Below are 20,918 nucleotides of genomic sequence, written 5' to 3' on the forward strand. Positions count from 1 at the left end.
CCCGGGTCGGCGCCGCGATCACTGGTGAAACATCCCGAATGTGAAAAATTACGAGGTTCGCCGGTTTTTCGGCGAATGCCGATGTGCTGCCATACGATGCTTCATCGTGGTGAGCTGGCACGGAACGGCACGGCGGGACGAAACGGCCCGGATCTCGTCGGGCGGCAGCCCGGCGCGAGAGAACGGCGGCGCTTCCATGGGACCGTTCGAGAACGAGCGAAAGACAGCGCTGTCAAAATGAGTGATCCTGGACTGCGGTTCTCCATACTGGGGCCGGTGCGCGTCTGGCGGGACGGCGACGAGGTGGAGATCGGCTCCCCCCAGCAGCGGCTGGTCCTCGCCGTCCTCCTCCTGGCCGAGGGCAGGGCGGTGGGCCACGGCCACCTGCTCGACGCCATCTGGGGCGAGGACCGTCCCCGCACCGCCATGAGCACGTTGCGCACCTACGTCTCACGCCTGCGCTCCGCCCTCGGCGCCGAGGTGATCACCTCGATCGGCAGCGGGTACGCCCTCGCCGGCGGGACCTGCGACCTGGCCACGATGGAGGAGCTGTCCCGCGAGGGACGGTACGGCGAGGCTCTGGCGCTCTGGCGGGGAGAGCCGCTCGCCGGGCTGGAGGGGGGCTACGCCGAGGGCCAGCGGATCCGGCTCGGCGAGCGGAGGCTCGCCGTGCAGGAGCTCAGGCTCGCCCGGGAGGTCGAGGAGGGCGGGCACACCGAGGTCATCGCCGAACTGACCGCGCTCCGCGGGGAACACCCGGCCAGGGAACGGCTCGCCGCCCTGCTGATGCTGGCGCTGTACCGCTCGGGCAGGCAGGCCGAGGCGATAGGCGTCTTCACCGACACCCGGGAACTGCTCGCCGAGGATCTCGGCATCGACCCCTCGCCCGAGCTGGCGGAGCTCTATCAGAGGATCATCACGGCGGACCCCGCCCTCGGCCTGAGGAAGGCGGCGAGCCCGGCCGTCAGGCAGGTGCCCCGGCAGCTCCCCGCCGACACCTCGGACTTCACCGGCAGGGAGTCCGAGGTCGACGAGATGGTGGACGCCCTGAGGGCGGGGAACGCCTCGGCGCTGGTGATCTCGGCCGTGTCGGGCGCGGGCGGCATGGGCAAGACCACCCTGGCCGTCCACGTGGCGCACCGGCTCGCGCCGGACTACCCCGACGGCCAGCTCTTCGTGAACCTCAGGGGCTCGGGGGCGCAGCCGCTCGCGCCGGAGACCGTGCTCGGCAGGTTCCTGCGCTCCCTCGGGGCGGAGGTTCCCGCCGACTCCGAGGAACCGGGCGAGCGGGCGGCCCTGTACCGCTCCACGCTGGCGGACCGGCGGATGCTCGTCGTCCTGGACAACGCCGCGAACGTGGCGCAGGTACGGTCGCTGCTGCCGGGGGCCGCCGAATGCGCGGTACTGGTGACGAGCCGCGCGAAGATGGTCGGGCTGTCCGGCGTACGCCAGGTCGATCTGGGCGTGCTGCCCCACGACGAGGCGATGGCGCTGCTGGGCAAGGTGGTGGGGGAGCCTCGGGTGGCCGCCGAGCGCGAGGCTGCGGCGGACCTGATCGGGGCGTGCGGGTACCTGCCCCTGGCGATCAGGATCGTGGCCTCGCGGCTGGCGGCGCGGCCCGCCTGGAGCGTGGCCAGGATGCGCGACAGGATGGCCGACGAGCGCCGGCGCCTGGCGGAACTGCGGGTGGACGACCTGGCCGTCGAGGCGACGTTCGCCCTCGGCTACGACCAGCTCGACGCCGGGCTCGCCTCGGCGTTCCGGCTGCTGGCCGTCCCCGACGCGGCCGACTTCTCGCTGGGCTCGGCGGCGGCCGTGCTCGGCCTGGACGAGCCGGACGCGGAGGAGGTGTGCGAGGCGCTGGTGGACGTGAGCATGCTGGAGTCGCCCTCGCCGGGCCACTACCGCTACCACGACCTCCTCAAGATCTTCGCCCGGTCGCGGCCGGACGACGAGGACGTCCGGCGGGCCGCGCTGGCCAGGCTGCTCGGCTACTACCTCGCCGGCATGACGTCGGCCTACCGCCTGACCTATCCGGGCGCCCCGGTGTCCGGCCCGGACCGGCCGGCCGGCGCGGGACCGTCCTTGCCCGGACCCTCCTTTCCCGGACCCTCCTTCGCGGACGAGGAGGCCGCGGTGAGCTGGGCGGAGGACGAGGAGCAAGGGGTGATCAGCTGCGTGCACCAGATCGCCCGGACTCCGGGCAGCGTTCTCTCCGACGCGATACGGCTGCTCGACATGGCGTCCGACGTGCTGGAGACCGACGTGACCCCCGAGCGCTACGAGCGGGCGGCCGGAGCCCTCGTCGAGGCGGCGGCGGCCCGCGGGGACCGCCGCGCCGAGGCGCACGCCCGGTGCGTGCGCGGCGGGTTCTGGACGAGCCGCTGGTTCCTCGACGCGGCGATCGAGGACGGCGTCGCCGCGCGGGACCTCAGCCTCGCCGAGGACGACCTGGCACGGTACGCGGAGAGCCTCAACCTGCTGGCCCTGGCCGTCTCCAGCCGCGGCTCGAAGACCGAGGCGATCGCGCTGTACGCCGAGGCGGTCGAGGTCTGGCGCCGGCTCGGCGATCGAAGCAGCGAGACCGTCGGCCTGGGCAACATGGCGCTCGCGCTCGCGTCGGTCGACAGGACCGCCGAGGCGGTGGAGGCCGTGGAACTGGCCGACCGCACCATCCGCGAGCTGGGCGGCGGGGCCGATCCCGACATCCTGTACCAGTCGGCCGTCGTGCTGCGCGACGCCGGGCGCCCCGAGGAGGCGCTCTCCCGGCTCCTGGAGACGCGGAAGGCGTACCGGAGGCTCAAGCAGCGCGTCCGGGAGGGGGCGACCCTGCTGCGGATGGCCGAGACGCACCTCGTCCTGGGACAGCTGGACCGTGCCGTCGACTGCGCCGAGGACTCGCTGGGCCTCATGGTGGAGGCGGGCGACGAATGGATCCAGGGCAAGGCGCTCGTCGCGCTCGGCCAGGCGTTCTCCTACCTCGGCCAGCCGGGCCGGGCCGGGGCGTGCCTGACAGAGGCGCTTGAGATCTTCGTACGGCGGAACATGCCCGAGGCCGACGAGGTACAGGTCCTGCTGGACCGGCACGGGGCCTCGCGGTGGAACGCCGAGCCGAAGGTGACCGCCCTGACCGGCTGAGCACACGCCTTCCGCGCATGCTCGGCCCGCGCGGTGGATCCACGTGGGCCTTCCGCGCGTACGTGGCAGCCTTTCGCGCGTACGTGGCCCGCGCGGTGAATCCGCACGGGCCTCCCGCGCATGCTCGGCGGGCCGGAGGCGGGCGGGGGAGCACCGTGCTCGGGCCCGGAACTGTCGGTGCCGGCTGGCATCATCAGGAGTGTGGACCCGCACTACTACGACGCGCCTCGCCGCTCCGGCCGCCATGACGGCCGGGTCGGCCAGGTCGGCGAGGCCGTGGTGTCCTCCTCGCTGGGAAGAGAGGAGGACGGTGACGGCGCGGTTCCCCGTGTGCCGCCCACCCGGGGCGGCCTGCCCCAGGAGGAGGCACCCTTTCCCTGAAGTCTTGCGGGCAGGGATGCCGAGAACGCATCCGTGGCTCCGATTCTCTGCGATCGGCGGAACGAGACGGACGACGATTTTCGAGGAGGAACGACCATGCGGCCCACGAAGACGAACACCCTGAAGGTGCCCGGCGCGACCCTTCACCACGAGATCCGCGGCTCGGGCCCGATCCTGCTGCTGATCTGCGGCGGGATCTACGACGCCGCCGGATACGCCGAACTGGCCCGGCGGCTCGCCGACCGCTACACGGTGGTGACCTACGACCGGCGCGGCAACTCGCGCAGCCCCCTGGACGGGCCGCCGGAGCCGCAGAGCATCGAGACGCACGCCGACGACGCGCACCGCGTGCTGGTGGAGGCGGGCGTCACCGCCGACGAGCCTGCGTACGTCTTCGGCAACAGTTCCGGTGCGATCATCGGGCTGGAGCTGGCCGCCCGCCACCCCGAGCAGGTGCGCGTCCTGGTCGCCCACGAGCCGCCGCTCTTCGAGCTGCTGCCCGACCGCGACCGCTGGCGCGACGTCATCCGGAACGTGGAGGAGGCGTTCGCCAAGGAGGGGACCGAGGCCGCCATGCGAGCCTTCGCCACCGGGTTCGACAGGACCGGCAGCGAGCACGAGGAGGCGGCCACCCGCGGGGAGCAGGGAGAGCCCACCCCCGAGATGGCGGAGGCGCTGGCGCGGATGAAGAAGAACACGGAGTTCTTCATCGGCTACGAGGTGCCGCCGTTCGTCAGCCACCTCCCCGACGTCGACGCGCTCCGGGCCTCCTCGGCGCGCGTCGTGACGGTGGCGGGCGAGGAGTCGGAGGGGCAACCGCCCTACCGGGCCTCCTTCGTCGTCGCCGAACAGATCGGGGGGCGGCACGTGATGTTCCCCGGCGACCACGGGGCCTTCAGCACCCGGCACGAGGAGTTCGCCGCCAAGCTCGACGAGGTGCTCTCCAGCCCCTGAACTTGACGCGGCCTCTGAGGTGACGCGGCCTCTGAGGTAACGCGGCCCGGCGAGACCGGACACGGCCGTCTCCTGGCGACCCGGCCCGGGAGACGGCCGTGACCGCGCCGGTCTCCCGGCTTTTCGGAAGGTCCGACAGTCTTTCGGAAGGTCCGACAGGGACGAGGCCGCCTACACCCGCGTGCGGGCCTCCTCGATCTGGCGCGCGATGTTCCTCGCGCCGGCGGCCTCGGCGAGGGCGCTCGCCTCCTCGGCCAGCGCGAGCGCGTCGTCACGGCGGCCCTGCGCGGCGGCGATGTAGATCAGCCCGACCAGGTTCGCGGCGACACCCGGCAGGAAACCGAGCTCCCGGCGGAGCCGTACCGACTCCTCCAGCCGTTCCCGCGCCGTCTCCAGCCGCCCGGCGGCGTGCTCGGCGGTACCCAGGTGCCGGAGCGCGTACGACATCAGCAGCTTGTCACCGGCCTGCGTCGCGAGCTCGTGCGACCGTTCGAGAAACGGAACCGCGGTGTCGTGGTCCCCGCGGACGACCTGGTGCAGGAGGCCGATCCAGAGCAGTGACTCGCTCTCGCCGCGCAGGTCGCCGAGCGCCCGGTAGAGCTCCGTCGCGCGCTCGAACAGCGGCAGCTCGCGCGGATCCTCCTCGCCGTCCTCGAAGAAGCGCGCGTGCATGATCCGGCCACGGGCCAGCGCCAGACCGGCCTCGACCGCGTCCAGCTCCCGATCGGCGACCTCCAGCACTCCGGCCTCACCGTCGAAGACCGCGCGTTCGTAGAACAGCCTCGCCCGTTCGAGCCTTTCCTCCGCGCTCATCCGCTCAACCCCGTTCATCCGGATCCGCCCGCCGCGTCGAACACCGTACGCGCCGGACGAGGCGTGACACCAGCCTTCCGGCTGCCGCGAGATCCTGTTGCCGTCCGCCGAGGAAAAGATCGGCGGCTTCATGGGGCGCCTTCGAGGAGCTCCGTGAGGCTGCCGCCGGATGAAAGCTCTTCCCGGTCGTCCCAGCAGGTCGTCGTCACGCTCGTCCTCGTCCTGAAGTAGTGCGCTGCTCGGCGGGGCCGGATGACCGGAGACGGTGCGGGTCCTTCAGGTGAAGCGGCGGAGGGCGAAGCGGGGGTGGGGCTCGGTGCGGCCGAGGGCCAGGTCGGCGGTCATCCGGCCGATCAGGGGGGCGAACTTGGCGCCGTGGCCCGAGCAGGGGGAGGCGATGACGAGGGGGCCGACGCGGTCGAGGACGAAGTCCTCGTCGGGGGTGATGGTGTAGAGGCAGCTCGCCTCGGCCACCGGGGCGGGGTCGAGGCCGGGCAGCCACCTCCGGACGTGGGCGGTCATCACGGCGCGGGAGGCCGGTTCGACGACGCCGTCCCTGGTGGTGGCGGTGACGGGTGTGCCCGCGTCGTGCTGGGCGACCTTGACCGCGGGCCGGGAGCCGCCGTCGCCGCCCGAGGGAAGCCCGTAGATCTGCGTGCCGTCCATGTGGACGAAGACGGGCCAGCGGGCGTCCGGATCGTGCGAGCGGAAGTGGAAGACCTGCTGCTGGGTCACCCGTAGCGGGGGCAGCCCCACCGGCACGCCGAGCCGGCCGGCGAGTTCCGGCAGCCAGGCGCCCGCGGCGACGACGACGGTGGCGGCGGTCACCTCCGGGCCCTCGGTGCGCAGCCGGACGCGTCCGCCGGGCAGGAGCTCCGCGCCGGTGAACCGTACGCCGGTGAGCACCTGGGCGCCCAGCTCGGCCGCCCGGTTCACCGCGGCGGCCACCGCCGCGTCGGCGTCGGCCGTGCCCGCCTCCGGGTGGTGCAGCACCGGTCCTTCGAAGCGCATGAACGGCCACCGCTCGGCCGCGGCCCCGGGAGAGAGCAGCTCGTGCGGCACGCCCGCCTCCGCCAGCAGCCGGGCGATCCCCTCGGGGTCGCGCCCCGCGCCGAGGTCGACGCCGCCGGTGACGCGGAGCAGCGCCGTCCCGGTGTCGTTCTCCAGCTCGCGCCAGCGCTCCCCGGCCAGGCCGGTGAGACGCACGTACTCCGGGTCGGCGTAGGCCCGGCGGTAGATCCGTGAGGTGCCGTGCGAGCTGCCGTGCCGGTGGCCGACCTCGTACGCCTCGATGAGGGTGACGGCGTGACCTCGGCGGGCGAGCTCCCACGCCGTGGCCGAGCCCATCAGCCCCGCGCCGATCACCGCGATCTCCGTCTCGATCCGGTCGGGGGTGTGCATCGGCGGCTTCTCCCTTCGCGCGGCGTCGTCGTGCTCGACGGCGGGGTTCTCCACGGGGGCGATTTTAGATGAACGCGCGAGATTTCAGATGAACGCGCGAAACGGCTCCGGCCGGGCCCTTCCGGGCACTTCCGGAGCCGGTGCTTTCTCGGGGACGCCGATCAGGGGACGTTGACCGGGCGAGTGCTCACGCAAAGTGAATCGAATGTCACACTGAGTTTCCAGTCCTGGTTTTGTCACCGCCCCGCCGGTCGCGCCCGTCTCGGCGATCGGGCATGTGCGGGCCGGAGGGGGTGGGGGTGCGGGGCTGCCCGCGGCTCGCGGCCCTCCCCTGGGGCGCCCGGGAACGGGGGAGCGGGCACCGCCAAGCGGTCGATCGGCGATTGACGTCGATCGACGGAGAGAGCGCTCTCAGATCAGGATAGATCCAGTTCTTGATCGTTGGCCAGGGGAGTGATGCGGTGCGCGCGAGCCGAAGGAGGCATCGCGGTCCGGCGGAACGCCCTGTTTTCTGCGCTTACGCCCTCCCGCCTGCACGTCTGTACTTTACCTATTCGTTACCAACGTGAAACATTGACTGCCGTGACGCGGCCCGTTACTTTTCGGTGAGAGAGCGCTCTCTCGTATCGGTCAGCTTCAGAGCCCGATTCCTCTCCCCGGAGGCACCCCCCAATGGATCCCTCGATCCGGACCACGGGTCCGGACAGCGCGCCCCCCCGTGAAGGACGACTCGCCCGGTCGGCGACCCGCCTCAGGACTCGTCGGCGCCGCCTCGCCATCGGCGTGGTCGTCGCGATGGTGGCCGGACTGCTCGGCGGCCTCGGTGCCGTCCGCTCGGCCGAGGCCGCCACGGTCGGCGCCGGCAGCTACGCCGACACCCTCCCGGCCGGACGCTCGCTGCCGGCAGGTTGCGGTTCCATCTCCACCAACCCCCGCCAGTGGGTGACGGCCAACGCCCCCGCCGGGGCCGTGCCCACCAACGACTGGTGGTCGTCGATCCTCTACAAGAAGACCGACTGCGCGTACGGCGAGCCGCTCCACGCGCACCCGATCTCGTACGACACCTTCGGCAACGGTCTCGGCTTCTCCTACAACACCACCCCCGCCATCAGCGGCACCGCGACCGGCGTCGGCGAGTACCACTACCCGTACGTCGAGAACATCCGCGTCGGCGTCGCGGGCCTGAGCTCGCCGGACGTCAAGGTCGACGGCTGGAGCGACTGGACCGTCACCCCGTACTGGAGCGGCGCGGGCCGGACCATGAAGGCCACCATCGGCCACGGCCTGCCGTTCGCGTACTTCCAGGTCACCGGCGGCGACGCGCAGATCACCACCGCGGGCACCCCCACGGTGTGGTCCAACAGCGGCGCCACCATCGGCTTCACCGCCGGCGGCCGTGACTACGTCGCCTACGCGCCGACCGGCGCGACCTGGTCGGTGAGCGGCACGACGATCAGCTCCGCCCTCGCGGGCAGGGGCTTCTTCTCCGTGGCGGCGCTCCCCGCGGGCGGCGACCGCGTGGCCCTGGCGAGCACCTACGGCCAGTACGCGCACGCGCACGTCACCGGCACCCGGGTCTCGTACGCCTACAACCAGTCGGCGAGCTCGCTCACCACGACGTACGCCTTCACCACCACGGCCAGGCAGGGCAGCCAGACCGGCACGGTCATCGCGCTCTACCCGCACCAGTGGAACCACCTGACCGGCTCGACGCCGCTGGCGCAGACGTACGTGTCGGCGCGCGGCCAGATGAAGATCGTCACCGGTACGCAGTTCCGGACGACGATGAAGTACACCGGTGTGCTGCCCGAGATTCCCGCGGTGGCCGACAGCTCGGGCGCCGACCTCACCACGGTCACCAACCAGCTGAACGCCGAGCTCGGCAACCCGATGGACATCCGGGGCGACGACACCTACTGGACCGGCAAGGGCCTGGGCCGGGCCGCCCGCATCGCGGAGATCGCCGACCAGCTCAACCTGACGTCGGTGCGCACCGCCGCGCTGAACGCCATCCGCACCCGGCTCAACGACTGGTTCACCGCCTCGCCGGGCAAGACCAGCCGGGTCTTCTACTACAACCCGAGCTGGGGAACCCTGCTCGGCTACCCGGCCTCGTACGGCTCCGACCTGGAGCTCAACGACCACCACTTCCACTACGGCTACTACATCGCCGCCGCCGCGACCCTCGCCAAGTTCGACCCCAACTGGGCGAAGACCAGCCAGTACGGCGGCATGGTGGACCTGCTGATCCGCGACGCCAACAACTACGACCGCAACGACACCCGCTTCCCGTACCTGCGCGACTTCGACATCTACGCGGGCCACGACTGGGCGTCCGGGCACGGCGCGTTCGGCTCGGGCAACAACCAGGAGTCGTCGTCGGAGGGCCAGAACTTCGCCAACGCCCTCATCCAGTGGGGACAGGCCACCGGCAACACCGCCGTCCGAGACGCGGGCATCTTCATCTACACGACCCAGGCCGCGGCGATCCAGGAGTACTGGTTCGACTCGCGCGACCAGAACTTCCCCGCGGCCTTCGGCCACAGCACGGTCGGCATGGTCTGGGGCAGCGGCGGCGCGTACGCCACCTGGTTCAGCGCCGAGCCGGAGATGATCCAGGGCATCAACATGCTGCCGGTCACCGGCGGGCACTTCTACATGGGCGACAACCCCGGCTACGTGAACACCAACTACGCCGAGCTGGTACGCAACAACGGCGGCCCGCCCACGGTGTGGCGGGACATCCTCTGGCAGTTCCAGGCGCTGGGCAACGGTGACGCGGCACTGTCGAACCTGCGCGCCGCCGGCTCCTACACCCCCGAGGAGGGGGAGAGCAGGGCGCACACCTTCCACTGGATCCGCAACCTGGCCGCCCTCGGCACGGTGGACACCTCCGTCACCGCCAACCACCCGCTGGCCAAGGTGTTCAGCAAGAACGGGGCCCGCACCTACGTCGCGTCCAACATCACCGGCAGCGCGCTCACGGTGACCTTCTCCAACGGGACCGTGCTCAACGTCCCGGCGGGCAAGACGGTCACCTCCGGCGCCTTCACCTGGAGTGGCGGCAACGCGGGCGGCGGCACCACGAACCCCGACCCGACGCCCACCCCGACCCCCACGCCCACCCCGACCCCGACTCCCACGCCGACCCCGGACCCGGGTGGCTTCGCCGCGACGCGCTACCTGCAGAGCGGCGGCGGCCTGCCGGGCACGGCCGGGACGGCGGGCAGCCTCGCGGTGGCCGCCGCGAACGGCAACCACGACGGCGTGCCGACCAACGCCCGGGTCTTCACGGCGACCGGTCTCACCGCCGGCCACAACGGAGGCACCACCGCGTTCGACCTCTTCGTGGACGCGGGGACCTCGGTCGCCAACGGCACCCAGGTCCGGGTCTCCTACGACCTGACCGGCAACGGGAGCTGGGACAGGGTGGAGACCTACGCCTACTTCGCCACCGACCCGGTGACGGGCTGGGAGCACTACACGCAGGGAGCCGGCCCGCAGTCCTCCTCGGGAGCGCTCGGCAACCTGTCGAACGGCCAGGTGAGGGTCGAGGTCTGGAACGCCATCGGCAACGGTGCCGTCAACCTCGGCATCGGCAACCAGTCGATCGTGAGGCTGCCGTTCGGCTGATCCCCCTCAGTCGATCGGTGAAGGGACGGCCGGGAGCGTGAGCCCCCGGCCGTTCTCGCCTTCCCCGGGGGGCGGCAGGCCGATCGGGTTGGAGGGCGGCATGATGCCCGACTCCAGGACGGCCATGGTCAGCGGGTGGAGCAGCAGGGCGAGCTCGGAGGTGCGCTCGCCGCCCAGGGCCCGCCAGGGAGCGGCCGCGGCCTCGTCGGTCAGCCGCTCGATCCGCTCGCGCTCCCGCGCGCCCTCGGCCGTCAGAAGGCCGGAGTCGTCGACCCACCCGCGCTCGCGCAGCGCGGCGGCACCGGCCTCCCACTCCTCGTCGTCCCAGCGCCGTGCCAGGCGCAGCTGGTCCAGGTCCGTCTCGCCCGCCGCGACCTTGAGCAGGTGGGACTGGACGGGGGAGACGCCGTGGGCGACGAGGGCGGCCACGTGCCCGTCGCCCCGGTGCTCGCGCAGCGTGGTCGCGGCCTGCCAGAGCAGCAGGTGCGGCTCGTCGGGGGCGGGCAGCGCCTGGTTGGCCGCGCCGAGCACCCGGCCGGCGGTGTCGGCGAGCCCGGCGGCCTCCCAGGCGAGGTCCGCCGCCGCGCGCAGGTCGTCGGAGCCGGTCACCTTGTCGGTGAGCAGGTTCCGCAGTGCCGCTCCCGCCCCGTCGAGCCGGGCGCGCAGCACGTCGCCGGGGGTCGCGAACGTCCACGCGTCGGGGAGCGCCCTGGCGACCCTGGCCGGGGGGAAGCCGTGGAACGCCGCCGTGACGACGCCGGGGCCGACCGGCCCGAGCGGCGCCGCCCTGGCCGCGAAGTAGCCCATCCAGAAACCGCGCATGCCGACCGCGTCGGCCGCCGCCCGAGCCTCGGGGGCGAAATAGGTGACGGCGTGCAAGGGCTCGAGCAACTGCCACATGACACGCGGAACGTTGGGTTCGGGCTCCGGCACGGTCTCACACCCCGTCTCGTGGATCCTGGCGGATCGGCTGCGCATGTACATACGGTACTCGGCGGAACGGCCGGACGATCTCTCGACGAGAGAGCTGTCATCTGGTCCGAACCCTGACCTGATCTGGGAAGACGGAGTCATCTCACCCGTCAGGTTGGGTCTTCTCAAGGGGGGACAGGCGGGTTATCAAGAGCTCAGGACGAACTGTGATTCCCGACATTTTCCCGCGCCGGCATCGCGGTCGCGTCCGATCGCCCCACCCCCCGAGCCGATGGAGTACGGCATGCGTCAGTTACGAAGAGTGATGTTGCGAATCCTGTGTGTCATCGCGATGCTCACCGCGGGTATCACCGCGACGGCCACGGGCGCGCAGGCCTCCGTTCCCAACCGGTGGGGTTTCGCCGTGGTCAACGTGACCTCCGGCATCCCCGACGTCAACCACCAGGCGGGCAGCTGGGGAGTGGGCTTCAACGTCAGCGTCACTCCCGGCGGGGCCGGGCAGACGTTCGTGAAGTTCCCGCAGATCGCGATCACCGGCGGCGTGGTCCACGTCACGGCGATCTCCGAGACCGCCTACTGGTGCCAGGCGCAGAACTGGGGCCCCTCGGGCACCGACCTGGTGGTGGCGGTGCAGTGCTACCGGTACGGAGGTGCTCCGGTCTTCACGCCGTACAGCATCGTCTTCGAGCAGAGCACCGGCGTCCTGCCCGCGCCGCAGGCGTTCGGCTACGTGCACTACAACGGCGCCGCCATCGCCACCCAGTTCAACTCGGCCGGGGGCGTGAACACCGTCGCCGGGGGCGGGGGTGTCTGGACGGTCACCCTGCCCGGCCTGGGCTCGTCCGGTTTCGCCGGAAACCTCCAGGTCACCGCGGTCAATCCCAGCCAGCCCGCCCGCTGCAAGGTCGGTGCCTGGGCCCCGGGCGTGGGCGCGCAGGCGGTCCAGGTGCGCTGCCACAACGCGACGAACGTGCCGCTCACCACCGGATGGACGCTGACCTACCAGCGTGAGCGCGCCATCACCGGTGCGGCGATCCCGCCGAAGAACTTCGCCTACACCTTCGACACCACCCCGGCCAACCCCGGCCCGTACGCGCCGGTGCCCTCGGCTCTGAACTACAACTCCCAGGGAAGCACGAACACCATCCAGGTGGCGGGGCCCGGCCAGCGCCTGGTGATCTTCCCGAGGGTCGGGGTCCTGAAGGACCAGGTCCAGGTCACCGCGTACGGTTCCGGCCCCGAGTTCTGCAACCTGCAGACCATCTGGAACACCAGCGGCGGCAACGCGTTCGTCCGCAACGTCATCTGCTACAACGCCACCACCCGCGTCGACCGGCAGTCGCTGGTCACCTACACCTCGGCCTTCTAGAAGGCGGCCTGGCCTTCTGGCAGCCACCCCGTCCTTCTGGAGGCGACCTCGGCCTTCCGAAAGGCCCGGGCGCGGTACCGTCCGGTGTGCCGGGCGGTGCCGCGCCGCTCACCCGAATGGACGTCCCTCTCCCGGGTAGCCGGAGACGATGGCGACTTATGGCTTTCATTCCTCACACGAGCAGATCCATCCGGCAGAGCTGCTGAAGGCGGTCACGCGGGCCGAGCAGGCGGGGTTCGGGGCGGCGATGTCGTCGGACCACTTCTCCCCGTGGAGCGAACGTCAGGGGCAGTCGGGGTTCGCCTGGTCCTGGCTGGGCGCGGCGCTCCAGGCCACGAACCTGCCGTTCGGCGTGGTCAACGCTCCCGGCCAGCGCTATCACCCCGCGATCATCGCTCAGGCGATCGGCACTCTCGGCGCCATGTACCCCGGGCGCTTCTGGGCCGCCCTGGGCACGGGCGAGGCGAGCAACGAGCACATCACCGGCGACCACTGGCCGCGCAAGGAGCTCCGCAAGCAGCGGCTGCGGGAGTGCGTCGACATCATCCGGGCGATGCTGGCGGGGGAGGAGGTCAGTCACGACGGGCTGGTGACCGTCGACCGTGCCCGGCTGTGGACCCGCCCGGAGGTCCCCCCGAAGCTGGTCGGCGCGGCGGTGAGTGCCGAGACGGCCCGCTGGTGCGCGGAGTGGGCCGACGGCCTGATCACCGTGGGAGGACCCGTCGACCGGCTGCGCGAGGTCATCGGCGCCTACCGGGATGCCGGAGGCAAGGGCAAGGTGGCGCTCCAGGTCCACCTCAGCTGGGCCGAGAGCGACGACGAGGCGATGGCGATCGCCCACGACCAGTGGCGGAGCAACGTCTTCTCGCCGCCGGTCAGCTGGGACCTCGAGACCGCCGAGCTCTTCGACGTGGTCTCCGCGGACGTCTCGCCGGAGAAGGTGGCCGAGGCCGTCAACGTCTCCTCCGACCTCGGCTGGCACGCGGCCAGGATCAACGAGTACGCGGACCTGGGCTTCGAGGAGATCTACCTGCACCACGTGGGCCAGGAGCAGTCCGCCTACATCGACGCCTTCGGCGCGAAGGTGCTTCCCCAGCTGCGCTGACGGACGTTTCCCCGGCCGCGTCGAGGACGCTTCCCCGGCCGCGCCTGCGCCGGCGCGCGGCCGGAGGGGGCTGCGGCACGGGCGGATCGGTGGCCGGAGGGGGCTGCGGTACGGGGCGGGTTCCCGCCCGGAGGGGGCTGCGGCGCGGGCGGGTTCCCGTTCGGAGGGGGCTGCGGTACGGGTGGGTTCCCGGCCGGAGGGGGGACGACTTCCCGGCCGAGGAAGGTGAACGGCGCGGGCGGGTTCCCGGCCGGTGGTCGGCCTCTCCGGCCGCCGGAGATCATGGCATGAATCTGATCTTCCTCACTTTTCATGACATGTGATGGAAACAATTAGGGAGGAATCAATTCACAGACGTAGGTGAATGTTCTACATTTGTCATGGGAGCGCTCCCATCAGAAGGAGGCGCAGTGTCTCTCCAGCACGACTCATCTGCGGCGTCACTCGACGCCGCCCACGAGTACGAAGGCGAGTGCCTGCTGCCCGCCGTTCCCACGAGCGTGCGCGACGCCCGCTCGCTGGTCCGCCGGGAGCTTTCCCTGTGGGGCGCGGACGACCTCATAGACGACTGCATGCTGATCGTCAGCGAGCTGGTCACCAACGCCGTCAGGTACGGCGGCGCCGCGTGCGCGCTGCGGATCCGGGGCGGCAGGAGCCTCGTCCGAGGCGAGCTCTTCGACCCGGGGGAGGGGGCTATCCGCGTGTGCGCCCGCGACATGAACGCCACCGGCGGCCGGGGCCTTCAGATCGTCGACTCCCTCGCCGACGACTGGGGTGTCGCCCATCCCCCCTCCGGGGGAAAGATCGTCTGGTTCGTCCTCGGTCTCCCCACCTCCTCCCACCTCCGTCCCGCCGTCGCCCCGGTCCTGCAGTTCAAGTAGGCGCGTGCCGGGGGCCTGAAGAGGGCCGAGGGCCCGAGGGGTAGGGGCGGTCGTGTCCGCCGGAGGCGGGCTCCCCGGCATCCGGTCTCACGATCCGGCATCCGGTGTCGCGGTGTCACGATGTCGCGGTGACCTGGGGGTCCTTGTCGCCGGGGGTGGGTGTGCCGCCGTGCCGTCCGGCCCCGTAGTGTGCGGGACGGCCCGCCCCCAGGGAGAGAAACGCATCGCCCATGACGTACGACCACACCCGCCGCGCCTGCTACACCGGATATGTCACCCAGGCCATCGTCAACAACCTGGCCCCCCTGCTGTTCATCGTGTTCCAGACCCGCTACCAGCTGCCCCTGGAGATGCTCGGGCGCCTGGTGCTGCTCAACTTCGCCACCCAGCTGGTCACCGACATCGTGGCCGTGAGGTTCGTGGACCGGACCGGTTACCGCGTCCCGCTGGTGCTGGCGCACATCCTGTCGGCGCTGGGACTGGTGTTGCTGGCGGTGGCGCCGGCGGTGTCGCCCTCCCCGTACCTGGGACTGTGCGTCGCGATCGTCGTCTACGCCGTCGGCGGCGGCCTGCTGGAGGTGCTCGTCAGCCCCGTCGTGGACGCGCTGCCCAGCCCGCAGGAGGGCAAGGCCGCGGCGATGAGCCTGCTGCACTCCTTCTACTGCTGGGGGCAGGTCGCGGTGGTGGCGGGCAGCACGCTGCTGCTGGCCTGGATCGGCCAGGACGCCTGGCAGGTCCTGCCGGTCGCCTGGGCGCTCGTCCCGCTGGTCAACATGGTGGCGTTCCTGAAGGTGCCGCTGCCCGCGACCGTGCCGGACGAGCACCGTACCTCCCTGCGGGCGCTCTTCGGGGCTCCCGCCTTCGCCGCCGCCGTCGTGCTGATGCTCTGCGCGGGCGCGGCCGAGCTGACCATGTCGCAGTGGTCCTCCCTCTTCGCGGAGGAGGGACTGGGCGTCTCCAAGGTGTGGGGCGACCTGGCGGGCCCGTGCCTGTTCGCGGTCCTGATGGGGATCGGCCGCATCGTCTACGGCCTGTGGGGCGAGCGGATCCCGCTGGTGCCCGCGATGGCCTCGTGCGGCGCGCTGGCGACCGTCTGCTACCTCGTCGTCTGCCTGTCCTCCGACCCGGTGGTCAGCCTCGTCGGCTGCGCGGTGTGCGGCCTGGCGGTCAGCCTCCTGTGGCCGGGGACCTTCAGCCTCGCCGCGGCCCGCTTCCCCCTCGGCGGCGCGGCCATGTTCGGCGTGCTGGCCGTCTTCGGTGACGCCGGGGGCGCGGCCGGCCCCTGGATCGCCGGGGCCGCCGCGGACGCCTCCGCCGCCGCGGGCGGGTTCCTTACCACCCTGTCGGCCGCGCTCCCCGGCGACGGCGGCTCCGGTCTGCGCACCGGCCTCCTCGTCGCCACCGTCTTCCCGCTCGCCGTCGTCGCCCTCACCCTCGCACCCGGCATCCGGAAGAGGGGCGCGGCAGGCACGGCGGGGGCGGGTACGGCGGGCACGGCGGGCACGGCGACGGACGGGACGCCCGGTGAGGCGGCGGGTGAGGTGGAGCACCCGATCGGCGGGTGAGGTGGAGCACCCGATCGGCGGGTGAGGTGGAGCGCCCGATCGGCGGGTGAGCCGGATGGGACATCGGGGCATGACATCCCCTTTTCATGGGCACCTCGTATCCCAGCGGCACCGCACACTCGAGGAGCGTTCCACCATGACCCCGGCACCCATGGACTCTCCGGCGAGGGCGAGGGCGGGGTCCGTTGAGGGTGGTGGGGGTGGTGAGGGTGGGGCCGGGTCCCTGGAACACGCGGCCCGGGCGGGGGAGGCCGGAATTCCGGCGCGCGCGGCCGTGGCGGCGGGGGCCGGTGCCCTGGAGCGTGCGATCGGGGCGATACCGCTGGTGGATCATCACGTCCACGGCGCCCTCGACGGCGACCTGCCGCGAAGGCGGTTCGAGGAGCTGATCACCGAGTCCGACCGGCCGGTGCCCGGCTGGATGACCCAGTTCGACTCGCAGCTCGGTTTCGCCGTCCTGCGGCACTGCGCGCCCGTCCTCGGGCTCGACCCGCACCCGGACCCGGAGACCTACCTCGCCCGCCGCGCCGAGCTCGGGGCCGGGGAGGCGAACCGGCGCCTGCTGGCCGCGGCCGGGGTCGATCATTTCCTCCTGGAGACCGGCTACGGGGGCGAGGAGATCCTCGGCCCGGCGCCGATGGCGGCCCTCACGGGGCGGCCCGTCGAGGAGATCGTCCGCCTGGAGTCGGTCGCGGAGGGGGTCGCCGCCGAGGGGACCGACGCCGCCGGGTTCGCCGCCCGCTTCGAGGCGGCCCTGTGGGAGCGCAGCCGTACGGCGCGCGGCCTGAAGAGCGTCGCCGCCTACCGGTACGGGCTCGACCTCGACCCCGCCCCGCCCGCCCCGGCCGAGGTGGTGGCGGCGGCCGGACGCTGGCTGCGCGAGTCCGAGCGGACCGGGACGATCCGCGTCGACGACCCGGTGCTGCTGCGCCACCTCATCTGGACGGGCATCGAGCGCGGGCTGCCGCTCCAGTTCCACGCCGGGTACGGCGACCCCGACCTCGATCTGCGCCGGTCCGACCCCCTGCTGCTGCGCGGCCTCATCGAGCTCGCCGAGCCCAGGGGCGTCCCCCTGCTCCTGCTGCACTGCTACCCGTACCACCGCAACGCCGGTTACCTCGCCCAGGCCTACCCGCACGTCTACCTCGACGTCGGGCTGGGGGTGAACCACACCGGGGCGCGTAGCGTGGCCTTGGTGGCCGAGAGCCTGGAGCTGGCGCCTTTCGCCAAGATCCTCTTCTCCTCGGACGCCTGGGGTCCCGCGGAGCTCCACCACCTGGGCGCCCTGCTCTGGCGCCGCGCGATGGCCCGTGTCCTCGGGGGGTTCGTCGCGGACGGCGAGTGGAGCGAGCCGCAGGCGATCCGGGTCGCCACCATGATCGGCGCGCGGAACGCCCGCCGCGTCTACGGCCTCGGAGAGACCGGGTGACCGGGTGACCGGCCCCGAGGCCGGCGACGAGAACGACCATCACGTACGACGAGAACGGCGCCCATGTCACCCATGTACCACCAGAACGGCACCACGCACAGTCAGAGGGAGATCCATGATCGGCACTCACGTCCGCGTACTCGCCGCACCCGCCGAGGAGGACGCGTGAGGGGAAACCGCGACGCCCGCCGGCTCGGGGGGCGGCGATGAACGAGATCCACGAGCGGCTCCGCGCCGCTCTGCACGCCGAGCTGCCCGCCGCCTTCCAGCTGCGGAGGGAACTGCACGCCGAGCCGTGCGTGTCGGGAAAGGAGGAGCCGACGCTCAAGCGCGTGCTGGACGCGCTGCCCGAGGGCGACGCGACGGAGCGGGTGGCCGGGACCGGCGCGCTCCTCCGCGTCGGGGGCGAGGGCCTGGCCGTCGGGGTGCGCGGGGAGCTGGACGCCCTGCCGATCCCGGAGGAGACGGACGTGCCCTGGGCCTCGCGCAACGGCGCCATGCACGCCTGCGGCCACGACGTGCACCTCGCGGCGCTGGTGGCGCTGACCAGGGCGGTCGACCGGGTACGGGCGCCGGCGCCGATGGTCGCGGTGCTGCAGCCGCGCGAGGAGACCCACCCCTCCGGTGCCCGCGACATCGTCGACTCCGGCGCGCTCCGCAGGAACCGGGTCGGCGCGATGATCGCGGCACACGTCCAGCCGGTGCTCGGCGCCGGCGAGACGGCCTGCACGCCGGGCGCGGTCAACGCCTCCTCCGACGAGTTCACCGTCACCGTCCGCGGGCAGGGCGGGCACGCGGCCTACCCCCACCTGTCCCGCGACTCGGTCCTGGCGCTCGCCCAGATCATCGTGGCCGCGCAGCAGCTCGTCAGCCGCGACGCCGACCCGATGACGCCGACCGTGGTCACCTTCGGGACCGTGTCGGCGGGCAGCGCCCCCAACGCGATGCCGGGTCACGCCTCCGCCCGGGGCACCCTGCGTACGATGTCGGAGTCGTGGCGCCACCAGCTGCACCACCGCTTCCGCGAGGTCGCCGAGGGCGTGGCCCGCGTCCACGGCTGCGAGGCGGAGGTGCGGATCACGCCCGGGGAGCCCGTGCTCGTCAACGACGCACGCCTCGCCGAGGAGACGGGCTGCATCCTCGTCGACGTCGCCCACCACATGCCCGCCACGCTGCGCTCCTGCGGTGCCGACGACTTCGCCCACTTCGCGTCGGTCGTGCCGTCGCTGATGCTGTTCGTGGGCACCGACACGGAGTCGGGACTGCACAGCCCGTACTTCCTGCCCGGAGACGAGACCGTGACGGCGGTCGCCGAGAGCCTGCTCGCCGCCTACCTCGCCGCCACGCGAGTGATCGGCGCGGGCGGCTGAACAGGTGTTTCGCGCCGGTGGCGTAATTCGCGGGAGACGCGGAAAAAGTCTGGAACGCTGGAATCGTGATGGTCGTTGACGTGGGTGAGGACCGGTCACCGGGGGTGTGGCCGGGGCCCACGTGGGGGTGAGGTGCGGACGATCGCGACTTTCCGCTTGTCAGGCGGGGCCGTTCGGCTCTCCGCGGCAGATGGTAAACGGACACCCGAGAATGCGAGATTTCCGACAGTTTGTCGTTAGTCCCTTTTGTGGTGTTTGTCGGGAGAAAAGTTGCTGCTTCCTTCCGTGTTACGGCTTGACGGCGTCCCCGTTCAGGAGCGATTCGACTTCTGGTGGGAGGCCGTCGCGCAGTCTGTGGTCTCGGTGGACGTCTCCAGCGACCAGGCCGCGGACTTCTGGGCCGAGATGCGCACGCTCGACCTCGGGGTGGCGCAGCTGTCCCGGGTGCGGTGCGTCTCGTTCGACGCGCGCCGCAGCCCGAGCCGGATCCGCCGGTCCGACCCCGGCCACTACCAGCTCTCCCTCACCCTTCGCGGGCGGTCGGGCATCCAGCAGGAGGGCCGGGAGGCCGGGCTGGCGCCGACCGACATCACGCTGTACGACACCTCCCGCACGTTCCACGCCTGGACCGTGGCGGAAGGCGCCGGTTCCAGGGCGGCGGGCGGGTCCCGTCCGAGCGTGTCCGACGGCCTGATCCTGCAGTTCCCCCGCGAGGTCCTGCCGCTTTCGGCCTCGGCGGCCGAACGGTTGCTCGCGGTGCGGCTGTCGGGCAAGGACGGCATCGGCGCGCTGCTCAGCGGGCTCCTCCACCAGCTGATCGCGCAGCCCGGCCGGCGCTCGCCCTCCGACGCGCTGCGGCTGTCGACGGTCATCCTCGACCTGGTCGCCGCCCTGCTGGCCCACGAACTCGACACGGACGCGTCCGGCTCCCTGTCCAACCCCCACGGGGTCCTCCTCATGCGTATCCAGGCGTTCATCGAGAGAGGGCTGGGCGAGACGGACCTGTCGCCTTCGGACATCGCCGCGGCCCACCACATCTCCGTTCGCCACCTGCACAAGCTCTTCCAGCCGGAGGGGGTCACCGTCGGAGGCTGGATCCGCCTGCGACGGCTCGAACGCTGCCGCCGCGACCTGGCCGACCCCCTGATGGACGACCTGCCCGTCCGCACCATCGCCTCGCGCTGGGGTTTCACCAGCGACTCCCACTTCAACCGGGCCTTCCGCACGGCCTACGGCGCCTCGCCCGCGGCCTACCGGCGCCACCTTCGGGAACCGAGGGACACGGCGGACGCCTCCGGCGAAGGTCCGGTTCCGGTTGACAGCCGCCACGCGGACCTATAGAAAACCATAAGGTTATAGAACGAAAAGGTTATAAAGAGATGAGCGCCGGCCGGCCGGAGAGCCACCGCGGCTACCAGGAGGAGAGATCTCATGAACTGGACCCTGGAAGTGGTGGTGGTCCCCGTCAGCGACATCGACCGGGCCAAGGACTTCTACGAGAAGAAGGTCGGCTTCACGGTCGACCACGACACCCGGATCGACGGCGGCCCTCAGATCGTCCAGCTCACTCCCCCCGGATCCGGTTGCTCGATCGTCCTGGGGAAGGGCTTCGTCGACATGGAGCCGGGCTCGCTGCGGGGCCTGCAACTGGTGGTCTCGGACATCCACGCGGCCCGCGCGCACCTCGTCGAGCGGGGGGTGGAGGTCGGCGAGGTCCAGGTGATGGGCAAGGCCGGCGCTCGCCCGAGCCGTGAGGGAGACGATCTCAACAACGTGGGATTCGTCTTCTTCACCGACCCGGACGGCAACGGCTGGGCGGTCCAGCAGATAACATCCCGCGGCTGACCTCGGTTCACCGCGACGCCCGGTCCCGTGTCCCGGCCGCGCCGTCATCCCGGTCGGCCGGACGTCGCGGTGGGAGCGCGGGCCGTCCGGAGCAGGTGCGA

At 71.9% G+C, this 20,918-nt stretch carries 15 protein-coding genes; 12 read left to right on the forward strand and 3 right to left on the reverse strand.

From position 1 onward, the window contains the following. Positions 1-237 precede the first annotated feature (237 nt). The 3 genes from AB0F88_RS42195 (at position 238) to AB0F88_RS42205 (ending at position 4,473) form a co-directional block, all read left to right on the forward strand. Positions 238-3,138, forward strand: coding sequence for a BTAD domain-containing putative transcriptional regulator (locus AB0F88_RS42195; protein ID WP_362697531.1), 2,901 nt, complete (start codon positions 238-240; stop codon positions 3,136-3,138). 177 nt (positions 3,139-3,315) lie between these two features. Further along, positions 3,316-3,519: a hypothetical protein gene (locus AB0F88_RS42200; RefSeq protein WP_362697534.1), complete on the forward strand. Its 204-nt coding sequence runs from the start codon at positions 3,316-3,318 to the stop codon at positions 3,517-3,519. A gap of 96 nt (positions 3,520-3,615) precedes the next feature. After that, positions 3,616-4,473: an alpha/beta hydrolase gene (locus AB0F88_RS42205; RefSeq protein WP_362697537.1), complete on the forward strand. Its 858-nt coding sequence runs from the start codon at positions 3,616-3,618 to the stop codon at positions 4,471-4,473. A 171-nt stretch (positions 4,474-4,644) separates the two neighbouring features. Here the strand turns inward: AB0F88_RS42205 and AB0F88_RS42210 are convergent, their stop codons facing one another. Together AB0F88_RS42210 and AB0F88_RS42215 are read right to left on the reverse strand one after the other, a co-directional pair. Continuing rightward, positions 4,645-5,286, reverse strand: coding sequence for a tetratricopeptide repeat protein (locus tag AB0F88_RS42210; RefSeq protein ID WP_362697540.1), 642 nt, complete (start codon positions 5,284-5,286; stop codon positions 4,645-4,647). A gap of 276 nt (positions 5,287-5,562) precedes the next feature. Then, on the reverse strand, positions 5,563-6,741 hold the full coding sequence (locus tag AB0F88_RS42215) for an FAD-dependent oxidoreductase (RefSeq protein WP_362697543.1): 1,179 nt from the start codon (positions 6,739-6,741) through the stop codon (positions 5,563-5,565). 618 nt (positions 6,742-7,359) lie between these two features. On the opposite strand from AB0F88_RS42215, the gene AB0F88_RS42220 reads away from it, so the two are divergent. Next, positions 7,360-10,320 carry a glycosyl hydrolase gene (locus AB0F88_RS42220; protein ID WP_362697546.1) on the forward strand — a complete coding sequence of 987 codons (2,961 nt, stop codon included), beginning with the start codon at positions 7,360-7,362 and terminating at the stop codon, positions 10,318-10,320. Between the two features lie 6 nt (positions 10,321-10,326). Here the strand turns inward: AB0F88_RS42220 and AB0F88_RS42225 are convergent, their stop codons facing one another. Next, positions 10,327-11,298 (reverse strand): hypothetical protein, encoded by a 972-nt coding sequence (locus AB0F88_RS42225; protein WP_362697549.1) that lies wholly within the window; start codon positions 11,296-11,298, stop codon positions 10,327-10,329. Between the two features lie 238 nt (positions 11,299-11,536). Between AB0F88_RS42225 and AB0F88_RS42230 the strand changes: the two genes are divergently transcribed. From AB0F88_RS42230 to AB0F88_RS42265, 8 genes are all read left to right on the forward strand, one after another. Beyond that, the gene (locus AB0F88_RS42230) at positions 11,537-12,622 is read left to right on the forward strand and encodes a hypothetical protein (RefSeq protein ID WP_362697552.1); all 1,086 of its coding nucleotides are present in this window, start codon (positions 11,537-11,539) and stop codon (positions 12,620-12,622) included. A 148-nt stretch (positions 12,623-12,770) separates the two neighbouring features. Beyond that, positions 12,771-13,727 carry a TIGR03885 family FMN-dependent LLM class oxidoreductase gene (locus AB0F88_RS42235; RefSeq protein ID WP_362697555.1) on the forward strand — a complete coding sequence of 319 codons (957 nt, stop codon included), beginning with the start codon at positions 12,771-12,773 and terminating at the stop codon, positions 13,725-13,727. Positions 13,728-14,137: 410 nt separating this feature from the next. Beyond that, positions 14,138-14,608, forward strand: coding sequence for an ATP-binding protein (locus tag AB0F88_RS42240; protein ID WP_362697558.1), 471 nt, complete (start codon positions 14,138-14,140; stop codon positions 14,606-14,608). Between the two features lie 230 nt (positions 14,609-14,838). Further along, on the forward strand, positions 14,839-16,173 hold the full coding sequence (locus tag AB0F88_RS42245) for an MFS transporter (protein WP_362697561.1): 1,335 nt from the start codon (positions 14,839-14,841) through the stop codon (positions 16,171-16,173). A 136-nt stretch (positions 16,174-16,309) separates the two neighbouring features. Continuing rightward, on the forward strand, positions 16,310-17,602 hold the full coding sequence (locus tag AB0F88_RS42250) for an amidohydrolase family protein (RefSeq protein ID WP_362697564.1): 1,293 nt from the start codon (positions 16,310-16,312) through the stop codon (positions 17,600-17,602). 206 nt (positions 17,603-17,808) lie between these two features. After that, the gene (locus AB0F88_RS42255) at positions 17,809-18,972 is read left to right on the forward strand and encodes a M20 family metallopeptidase (RefSeq protein ID WP_362697567.1); all 1,164 of its coding nucleotides are present in this window, start codon (positions 17,809-17,811) and stop codon (positions 18,970-18,972) included. A gap of 285 nt (positions 18,973-19,257) precedes the next feature. Continuing rightward, positions 19,258-20,313, forward strand: coding sequence for a helix-turn-helix domain-containing protein (locus AB0F88_RS42260; RefSeq protein ID WP_362697570.1), 1,056 nt, complete (start codon positions 19,258-19,260; stop codon positions 20,311-20,313). 90 nt (positions 20,314-20,403) lie between these two features. Beyond that, positions 20,404-20,817 (forward strand): VOC family protein, encoded by a 414-nt coding sequence (locus tag AB0F88_RS42265; RefSeq protein ID WP_362697572.1) that lies wholly within the window; start codon positions 20,404-20,406, stop codon positions 20,815-20,817. The last annotated feature ends 101 nt before the right edge of the window (positions 20,818-20,918 follow it).

Source organism: Streptosporangium sp. NPDC023963 (genome assembly GCF_040639135.1).
Lineage (GTDB): Bacteria > Actinomycetota > Actinomycetes > Streptosporangiales > Streptosporangiaceae > Streptosporangium.